Here is a 9393-nt window from a genome sequence, read left to right on the forward strand (position 1 = left end):
ACAAGCGTACCGATGCGGCCTAACTTGCACTTAAATCTGACATGTCAGTAGTAAACATAAAGATGAGATTGCATCAGGCCCCTTAATTTTTCTGGAGGTTCTCATGACTCAAACAACTCTTCCCGCAACTTCCGTGGGTACAAGCAGATGGTGGCAACTCTTCTTCGGCGTGGTGGCGATGATGGCGATCTCCAGCCCGCAATATGTATGGGCATTGTTCACGACCGATTTGACAAAAGCGCTGGGCGCAACGTTGCCGGAAGTGCAGGTGACCTTTGCGATCCTGATCGTTGCGCAGACTTTCCTGTCGCCGTTCCAGGGATTCCTGATCGATAAATTCGGCCCGCGCATGCTGCTTTCCGCCGGTGCGATCCTGACGGCATTGAGCTGGGTGCTGGCATCGTATGCGACCAGCGTCTGGGGTTTGTATATGACCTACGGCCTGCTCGGCGGCGTCGGCACCGGGATTATCTATGTCGGCGTGGTCGGCCTGATGGTGCAATGGTTTCCGGACAAGCGCGGCTTCGCGGTCGGCATGGTCGCTGCGGGTTACGGCTTCGGCGCGATCCTGACGACGTTTGCGATTTCCTCGCATATCAAATCGTCAGGCGTGTCCAGCACGCTGATGACATTTGGCCTGATCCTTGGCGTGGTCGGTTTTCTGGCGGCGCAGGGGATGCGTCGTCCGAAGAGCGATGAAGTCGTCGAACTCGCAACGCGGTTCAAGACGGCTAGCGCCAATCGCGAATCCGGGCATGGATACAAATCGAGCGAGATGCTGAAGAAGCCGGTCTTCTGGCTGATGTTCATCATGATGACGATGATGTCGACGTCGGGTCTGATGGTCATTTCGCAGATGGGTGCATTTGCCAAGGATTTTGGCGTGCATGAGGCGATGGTATTCGGCTTGGCGGCCTTGCCGCTGGCATTGACGATCGATCGCTTTGCCAATGGTTTGACGCGACCGTTCTTCGGCTGGGTGTCGGATCGCATCGGTCGCGAAAACACGATGTTCATCGCGTTCGGCATGGAAGGTGTGGCGATGACGCTGTGGCTGCTGACGACGCATAACCCGGTGTTGTTCGTGTTGCTGTCGGGTGTCGTGTTCTTCGGCTGGGGTGAAATTTTCTCGCTGTTCCCGTCCATCCTGACCGATACCTTCGGTACCAAGCACGCCACCACCAACTACGGATTTCTGTACATGGCGCAAGGTGTCGGCTCGGTACTGGGCGGTCCTCTGGCCGCGATGCTGCACGATGCGACCGGTTCGTGGACGCCGGTGTTTGCGACCGTAATCTGCATGGATTTTCTGACTGCGCTTTTGGCGATCCTTATTCTCAAGCCGGTGCGCCGCAAGTTTCTTGCGAAGACGAAAGAGGATTTTTCTGCAGGCGATGTTGCGGTGCCAGCGGCATCGTAAGTTTTTCAGAGTGCAAGCGGTATCTCACGCTTTTACTCCATGAATCGGAGGATTGTTCGTGGTGCGGACAATCCTTGTTTTTAACTGTTGTTGTGAAAAGGGATTTCATGCTGAACACGACCCACGCCACACGTGGCATGGCGGTTGCACCGCATTCACTGGCGTCGCAGGCTGCGCTGTCCGTTCTGCAGGATGGTGGCAATGCAATCGAGGCGATGATGGCTGCGGCATCGACCATCGCCATTGTTTATCCACACATGAACGGAATCGGCGGCGACGGCTTCTGGGTTATTTCCGAACCGGGCAAACCAGTCGTGGCGATCGAAGCGTGCGGTACGGCCGGTGCGGACCTTACTATCGATTTTTATCGCAAGCGGGGATTGGTCACTATTCCGGTTCGCGGTCCGTTGGCCGGCGCCACGATGGCGGGCACGGTCAGCGGCTGGCAGACGGCATTCGAAATCAGTGCGTCTTGGGGCGGTCGATTGCCGCTGACGCGTCTGTTGGCCGATGCCATTCATTACGCCGAGGACGGCATCCCGGTGACGCGCTCGCAGTTCGCAAGCACGTCAGCAAAGATCGAGGAACTGAAAAATCAGCCCGGTTATGCCGATACGTTTCTGGTCGACGGCAAACCGCCGACCACCGGCAGTCGTTTCGCACAACCACGACTCGGAAAGACTTTACGTACGCTGGCGGAACAGGGACTGGACAGTTTTTACCGTGGCGATCTTGCAGAAACGATCGCCGCCGATCTGAGGGATGCCGGGTTGTCCATCACATTGCAGGACCTGCATCACTATCGCGCGCGCATCGTGCCGCCGGTCCATCTGGCGCACAGTCTGGGCGATATCTACAACACCGCACCGCCGACGCAGGGTGTTGTTTCTCTCGCGATTCTCGCGATTCTCGATCGACTGCAGATCGGGCAATACAAGGAAGACAGTCTTGAATATGTGCATCTGCTGGTCGAAGCGACCAAGCAGGCATTCAGGATCCGCGATCGCTATGTGACTGATCCGGAGCACATGGAAATCGATCCGCAGACGATTTTGACGGACGAGTTTTTACAACCGTACGTGCAAGCGATCAGCTTGCAGCGCGCTTATCCGTGGGGGCAGGGAAAAGGCCCGGGCGATACGGTCTGGCTGGGTGTCATCGATGGCGAAGGTCGTGCGGTGTCCTTCATTCAAAGCATCTATCACGAGTTCGGCACCGGCGTCGTGCTGTCGCGCAGCGGGATCAACTGGCAGAACCGTGGTTGTTCCTTTTCGCTTGATGCGCAACATCCGAATGCGCTGGTGCCGGGTAAGAAACCGTTCCATACCTTGAACCCGGCGCTGATGCGCTTCAAGGACGGTCGCACGATGGTGTACGGCACAATGGGCGGCGACGGACAGCCGCAGACGCAGGCTGCCGTGTTCACGCGTTACGCAGTTTTCAATCAAGCTGTGCAACAAGCGATCTCGGCACCGCGCTGGCTGCTTGGCCGGACATGGGGGCAAAGTTCCGAATCGCTGAAACTGGAAAACCGTTTTACGCCCGACATCATCAATGGTTTGAAGGCGCTCGGCCACGATGTGGATGTGATCGGCGAATTCGATGAAATGGTGGGTCATGCCGGCGCCATTGTCAGAACGCCGGCCGGCATGTTCGAAGGCGGCTTCGATCCGCGCAGCAATGGTGCGGTGGCGGGTTTCTGATACGACTGGTTTGGATCGGGTTTTACAGGCCGCCCATGAACTGCAGCGTTTTGCGCGTGTACTCTTCCACGTAATCGATTAATCGATCGGCCGCATCGCGCGCGCCTGGTTCGTCGTTGGCGGCGATGGCGCGTGCAATTTTCGCGTGAAGTTGCGCCACGCGCTGCAGATCGCCGAAGCGCTTGAAATGCAGATACCAGAAGCGCCGGGTTTGTGCCTCGATCGGGCCAATCGCGTAAGACAGATATTTGTTCTGGGCGGTATCGATGCACAGACTGTTGAATTCACGGTCGGTTTCGATGAAGATCGTGCCGTCATTTTCCTGCGCGGCGTGATCGAAACTGTCAGCCAGCTTCATGAACACGCTGCGCTGTTCCTCCATTGCCAACCGGGCGGCACGGCCGGCGATGATTTTCTCCAGCTCGCGCCGGACTTCGATCATGTTCAGCTGATCGGCAAGATCAATTTCCGACACGATGACACCGGAACGCGGCAGGATCTTTACATTGCCTTCGATGGCCAGGCGTTGCAGCGCCTCGCGCAACGGTGTGCGGCCGAAACCGAGCGAGCGGTTCAGTGCCTTCTCTGAAATCTTGCTGCCGGGTGGCAGCTTCAGCGTGACAATCATTTCTTCCAGGATGCGATAGGCCATCTGCGCCTGATTCTCGCCGTTCCCTTCCATTTCGGATTGCAGTGCCTTGATTTGTTCTTCTGTAATCATGTGGTCAGCCTTGAATGCCGTGTTGTCTGCTGGATGCCAGCCTTACACGCTTCGCTTCGAATAACAGGATGATGCCGATTATACGTATCCGTATATTCGTTTCGTTCTTTTCACGAAGCAAGAAAAGCGCCTGGAAGCAAAACAATTCACCATTCAATTCTTTCGAGCGACCATTGTTCTGAAATCGTTTTCACATAAAAAAGCCCGCGACGTGCGCGGGCTTCATCATCCAATAAGTGCAATCAGTAACGATAGACCCGGCTGTTTTCAATGCGGACACGGTCACCGACGCGCAGGTCGTTGACGCTATCGAGCGTCATGGTTTGATACGCGCCATTGTCCAGGCGTACACCGACCTGGTAGACGTCGCGTGTCTGCTGGTTGTTGCGCTGGATCTGGTTGCCGACGAGTGCACCGCCAACGGCGCCCGCTGCAGTAGCCAGTGCACGTCCGGAGCCGCCGCCGATCTGGTTGCCGACTACGCCGCCGACCACGCCGCCGACGAGCGCACCGCCAACGCCGCTATTGCCGCTGGAAGCCTGCACGACCTGGATTGAGTCAACGACACCATACGCCGAGTTGTAGACAGGGGCGTTGGAGACCGGATAAGTATTATTTGGATAATCGGTATTGTTTTGCGGCGTGCCGCAGCCGGATAGGATGGCGGCAGAAGCAATGGCGAGTACGGCGATTTTTTGATTTGTTTTCATGATGACTCCTGTTGTGGTGGGCACAGACTGGAGTCAGCGTAAGCGTTTGATGCACGACGTTCGGTTCGGTAGCGCACGTACCTGCAGGAACAGGGAAATTGGTCCCGCCGACAGGAATCGAACCTGTATCTAGCGCTTAGGAGGCACTCGTTCTATCCATTGAACTACGGCGAGACGCTGAAAAATGAGCAAACTGTTCATTTCCGCCCCGGATTATAGCCGACCGCTGTAAAGATTCGGAGTGAAACCCGGAGGGAAGGGGCGTCTGTCGGTACAATGCTGGCTTCGTTCTTTAATCGATTGCGTGCATTCGCTCGCGATTTCATCCCTGGGTTTTTATGGCAGTTCTTTCTCTATCCAACGCACAGCTCGCGTTTGGTCATGTTCCCTTGCTCGATCATGCGGAATTTTCTCTGGAAACCGGTGAACGCGTCGGTCTGATCGGCCGCAACGGCACCGGGAAATCTTCACTGCTGAAGATCATTGCCGGTCGCTCCAAACTGGATGATGGCCTGTTTGTCATGCAGCAAGGTATCAAGATCGCCTACGTCGAGCAGGAGCCGCATTTTTCTCCGGAGACATCCGTATATGACGCCGTCGCGTCCGGCATGGGCGAATTGCAGGCGTTGCTGACCGAATACGACGCGTTGACCGGGCAATTCGGTGGCGACAACGACGATGCACTGATGGAGCGCATGCACGATATTCAGGTCAAGCTCGATGCGGCCGATGCATGGAACCTGAATCACAAGGTGGAAGCGACGCTGGATCGCCTGAATCTCGTCAAGGACGCGACGATGGGGACACTGTCGGGCGGCATGCAGAAACGCGTCGCGCTCGCGCGCGCATTGGTCAGCGCGCCGGATGTGCTGCTGTTGGACGAACCGACCAACCATCTGGATTTCACATCGATACTCTGGCTGGAAGGCTTGCTGCGCGAATTCAAGGGAAGCGTTTTATTCATCACCCATGATCGGAGCTTTCTCGATAACGTGGCCACCCGCATCATCGAACTGGATCGCGGCAAGCTGCTTTCCTTCCCCGGTAATTTCACGACCTATCAAGGGCGCAAGGCCGAGTTGCTGGCGAATGAAGAAGTCGAGAATGCCAAATTCGACAAGTTCCTCGCGCAGGAAGAAGTCTGGATTCGCAAAGGCGTGCAGGCGCGCCGCACGCGCGACGAGGGACGAGTACGCAGGCTGGAAGAATTGCGCCGTACGCGCAGCGAGCGTCGCGAGCAGCAAGGACAGGTCAAGCTGGATGTTTCATCCGGCGATCGTTCAGGCAAGATCGTGGCCGAACTGGAAAACATCAACAAGGTCTACGGCGACAAGGTCATCGTGCGTGATTTCAGCGCGACGATTCTGCGTGGCGACAAGGTCGGTCTGATCGGTTTGAACGGCGCAGGCAAGACGACACTGCTCAAAATTATTCTCGGCGAAGAAACACCGGATTCCGGTAGCGTCAAGCAGGGGACCAAACTGCAGATCGCGTATTTCGACCAGATGCGTGCGCAGCTGAACGAGGATGCCAGCCTGGCCGACACGATCGCGCCGGGCAGCGACTGGGTCGAGATCAACGGCCAGCGCAAGCATGTGATGACGTATCTGAATGATTTCCTCTTCGCGCCGGAACGTGCGCGTTCACCGGTCAAATCGTTGTCAGGCGGCGAGCGCAATCGTTTGCTGCTGGCGCGCCTGTTCGCCAAGCCGGCCAATGTCTTGGTGCTGGATGAACCGACCAACGATCTGGATATCGATACGCTGGAACTGCTGGAAGAGCTGCTGGAAGATTACAAAGGCACGGTTTTCCTCGTCAGCCATGACCGAACCTTCCTCGATAACGTGGTGACGCAGGTAATCGTGGCAGAAGGCGACGGTGCGTGGCGCGAATACATCGGTGGTTACAGCGACTGGGAACGCGTGCGTCCTGCGGCAACGCCGGCAGGTGCACCGAAAGCGGTAGCCAAGGTAGAAGCAAAAACCGAAACGGCGCCGGCCCCGGTTGCACCTGTATCAAAGAAAAAGCTCAGCTATAAAGAACAGCGCGATCTGGAAACCTTGCCGACAATGATTGCGCAACTGGAAGAAGAGCAAAAGTTGATTACGGAAAAACTCGCCGACGCAAATCTGTATACCCAACAGCCTGACGAAGTTAAACGGCTGAACCAGCGTTTTCAGGAAATCGATGAAGCGTTGCTGGAAATGCTGCAAAAGTGGGAAGACGTCGACGCACGTTCGAAAGGCTGATGCCGGGCGTCATTATTCACTGGCTCTTTACCACACCAGCTCAATTCAGGCGCCCGATTGCCTCGCGCAATTCGGGTAGACGCGCCTGCACCGCGGCAGCATCCATCGCATACGGTCGTTGTGCAAGATAGGCTTCCAGATCCTGTAATGCTGCTTGCGGACAATCCAGATGCGCGTATGCCAGCCCGCGATCGCGGCGTTCGGTAATATCGTGCGGTAGCAGGATCAGCAACCTTTCCTGCACGGCCAGCAGACGCTGCCAGCGCTTGTGCTGCATGAACAACGCTTTCAGATTGCGCAGCATGCGAACCAGAATATCGCGTGAACTGGCGGATGCAAGATACGCGCTGAGCTGAAAATCATCGGGAAAATCCTGCTGCAGGATATACGGTTCAATGCGCTCTTCCAGTTCCTCGCGTGACAGGCTGGTGCCATTGAAAGGATCGAGCACCACCTGACCGGATTGCACCGTCATCTTCATCAGGAAATGTCCGGGGAATGAAATGCCGTGCACGTCCAGTTCGATCTGACGCGCCAGTTCCATGTACAACACCGCGAGCGAAATCGGAATGCCGCGTCGTGTATGCAATACGCGATGCAGATAACTATTGTCGGGATTGTAGTAATCGTTGACGTTACCGCTGAAGCCGAGCTCGTTGTAGAAGTAATAATTCAACAGTCGCAGTTTTTGCAGGCTGGACGCATCGGCGGGCAGGCGTTGCCTGAGCCGCGCGGCGAGTGTGTCGGTTTCCGTCTGCAGTGCGTCCAGATCGAGTTCCGGATCAATATCTTGCGCTATTGAAAGTGCGGCCTCGAACAGTGGAATGCTGTCTTCCTGTTGGACCAGTGTGGCAAAGTATTCGAGGGATTTGATCGTCATACGCCTCCCGTCATGAGGTGTCTATCCTGTTCAGATGCCTGTTTCAACGATCAGTTCGCGATGCGCTTGAAATCCCGGAACCGGAATCCCATTGCCAGCAACGAGCCGAAGTAGGTGATGCCGCATGCAGCCAGAACCACCAGCAGAGCGCCGACACGTTGCAGCGGAACGACACGCAACCCGACCCAGTCGAACTGCGCTGCCACCCATAATGCCACGCCTGCCATCAAAATGAGTGCGCCTGCAAGACGAATGAGAAAAGTCCGCCAGCCGGGCAAGGCGCTATAAATCCCGCGACGCTTCAGTCCCCAGTACAAAAAAGCGGCATTGATGCAGGCACCGAGGCCGATCGATAACGCCAGGCCTGCATGTGCAAACCATGGGACAAAAAGCAGATTCATCAGCTGTGTGGCGATCAGCACGCCGATGGCAATCTTGACCGGCGTTTTGATGTTTTGCTGGGCATAGAATCCGGGCGCAAGAATCTTGACCAAGATCAAACCGATCAAACCGACGCCATAGGCAACCAGTGCCTTTGACGTCATGGCAACTGATAATGCATCGAATCTGCCGTAATGAAAAAGTGTGGCAGTCAGCGGTTCTGAAATGGTCGCCAGCGCTACGGCGCAAGGTAAGGCGAGCAGGAAGGTCAGTCGCAATCCCCAATCGAGCAATGCGGAATATTCCTTCTTGTCGCCCTCGAAATTTGCCTTCGACAAACTTGGCAGCAAAATTGTGCCGAGCGCCACGCCCAGCAATGCCGTCGGAAATTCCATCAGGCGATCGGCATACGACAGCCAGGACACGCTGCCGCTTTGCAGGCGTGATGCAATATTCGTATTGATCATCAGGCTGATTTGTGCGGCGGAAACGGCAAAAACTGCCGGGCCCATTTTGCGCAGGATCTTGCGCACGCCGGCATCCGCCAGACTACTGAATGGATTGCCCGACAGGCGCGGCAACATGCCGATTTTCGACAGGGCAGGTACTTGGATGACCATCTGCAGGACGCCGCCAACCAGTACGGCAATCGCCATCGCATAGATGGGTTGCTCCAGATGCGGCGCCAGAAACAGGGTCGCGACGATGAAGGTCAGGTTCAGCAGAACGGGTGTGAAGGCAGGAATCTTGAATTCGCGCCAGGTATTCAAAATGCCGCCACTCAGAGCAACGAACGACATGAACCCGATATAGGGAAACATGATGCGGGTCATCCAGACCGACGCGTCGAACGCTTCCGATTTCGACTTCAGTCCCGTGGCAATCAGATAAATAATGGCGGGCGAGGCAATGATGCCGATCACGCAGGTCAGCAACATGGTCCACATCAATACCGTCGAGACATGGTCGACCAGATCCTTGGTCGGACCATCGCCTTTCTGGCTCTTGTATTCAGCCAGAATCGGCACGAACGCCTGCGAAAATGCACCCTCGGCAAACAGCCGGCGCAACAGGTTGGGGATGCGGAAAGCAATATTGAAAGCGTCCGTATAGGCAGAGGCCCCGAACGCCCGTGCAAACAAAATCTCGCGGATCAAGCCCGTCACGCGAGAAACCATCGTCATGCCGGATACCGCCGCAAGCGTTTTGTGCAAGTTCATGGAGCGGGATTATAGCGGTTAGCTATAAAACAATGGGTAAGGCGGAATCAGCGGATATTCGGAAGCGTGTGTGAAAAACGTTTTGTTATTTAATTAATAATTTCCTGAT

The 9393-nt window shown here is 55.9% G+C and carries 7 protein-coding genes and 1 tRNA gene; 3 read left to right on the forward strand and 5 right to left on the reverse strand.

Annotation, left to right across the window (positions count from 1 at the left end; translation table 11 throughout):
• Positions 1-103 precede the first annotated feature (103 nt).
• A complete protein-coding gene (gene oxlT, locus VN114_RS08910; protein WP_325514051.1) occupies positions 104-1420 on the forward strand; it encodes an oxalate/formate MFS antiporter in 1317 nt (438 codons plus the stop codon).
• A 107-nt stretch (positions 1421-1527) separates the two neighbouring features.
• Positions 1528-3123, forward strand: a complete 1596-nt coding sequence (locus VN114_RS08915; protein WP_325514053.1) for a gamma-glutamyltransferase family protein — start codon at positions 1528-1530, stop codon at positions 3121-3123.
• Between the two features lie 22 nt (positions 3124-3145).
• Here VN114_RS08915 and VN114_RS08920 read toward each other — a convergent pair whose 3' ends face one another.
• The 3 genes from VN114_RS08920 to VN114_RS08930 all read right to left on the reverse strand — a co-directional run bounded on the left by VN114_RS08920 (position 3146) and on the right by VN114_RS08930 (position 4728).
• Positions 3146-3844 (reverse strand): GntR family transcriptional regulator, encoded by a 699-nt coding sequence (locus VN114_RS08920; protein ID WP_325514055.1) that lies wholly within the window; start codon positions 3842-3844, stop codon positions 3146-3148.
• A 242-nt stretch (positions 3845-4086) separates the two neighbouring features.
• The gene (locus VN114_RS08925) at positions 4087-4554 is read right to left on the reverse strand and encodes a glycine zipper 2TM domain-containing protein (RefSeq protein ID WP_325514057.1); all 468 of its coding nucleotides are present in this window, start codon (positions 4552-4554) and stop codon (positions 4087-4089) included.
• A 99-nt stretch (positions 4555-4653) separates the two neighbouring features.
• Positions 4654-4728, reverse strand: a tRNA-Arg gene (locus tag VN114_RS08930).
• Between the two features lie 164 nt (positions 4729-4892).
• Between VN114_RS08930 and VN114_RS08935 the strand changes: the two genes are divergently transcribed.
• Positions 4893-6803, forward strand: a complete 1911-nt coding sequence (locus VN114_RS08935; RefSeq protein WP_325514059.1) for an ATP-binding cassette domain-containing protein — start codon at positions 4893-4895, stop codon at positions 6801-6803.
• A gap of 40 nt (positions 6804-6843) precedes the next feature.
• Here the strand turns inward: VN114_RS08935 and VN114_RS08940 are convergent, their stop codons facing one another.
• A complete protein-coding gene (locus VN114_RS08940) occupies positions 6844-7683 on the reverse strand; it encodes a SirB1 family protein (protein ID WP_325514061.1) in 840 nt (279 codons plus the stop codon).
• A 50-nt stretch (positions 7684-7733) separates the two neighbouring features.
• Positions 7734-9284 carry a murein biosynthesis integral membrane protein MurJ gene (murJ, locus tag VN114_RS08945; protein ID WP_325514063.1) on the reverse strand — a complete coding sequence of 517 codons (1551 nt, stop codon included), beginning with the start codon at positions 9282-9284 and terminating at the stop codon, positions 7734-7736.
• Between the last annotated feature and the right edge of the window lie 109 nt (positions 9285-9393).

The organism is Oxalicibacterium sp., from assembly GCF_035565035.1.
Taxonomy (GTDB): Bacteria; Pseudomonadota; Gammaproteobacteria; order Burkholderiales; family Burkholderiaceae_D; genus Oxalicibacterium.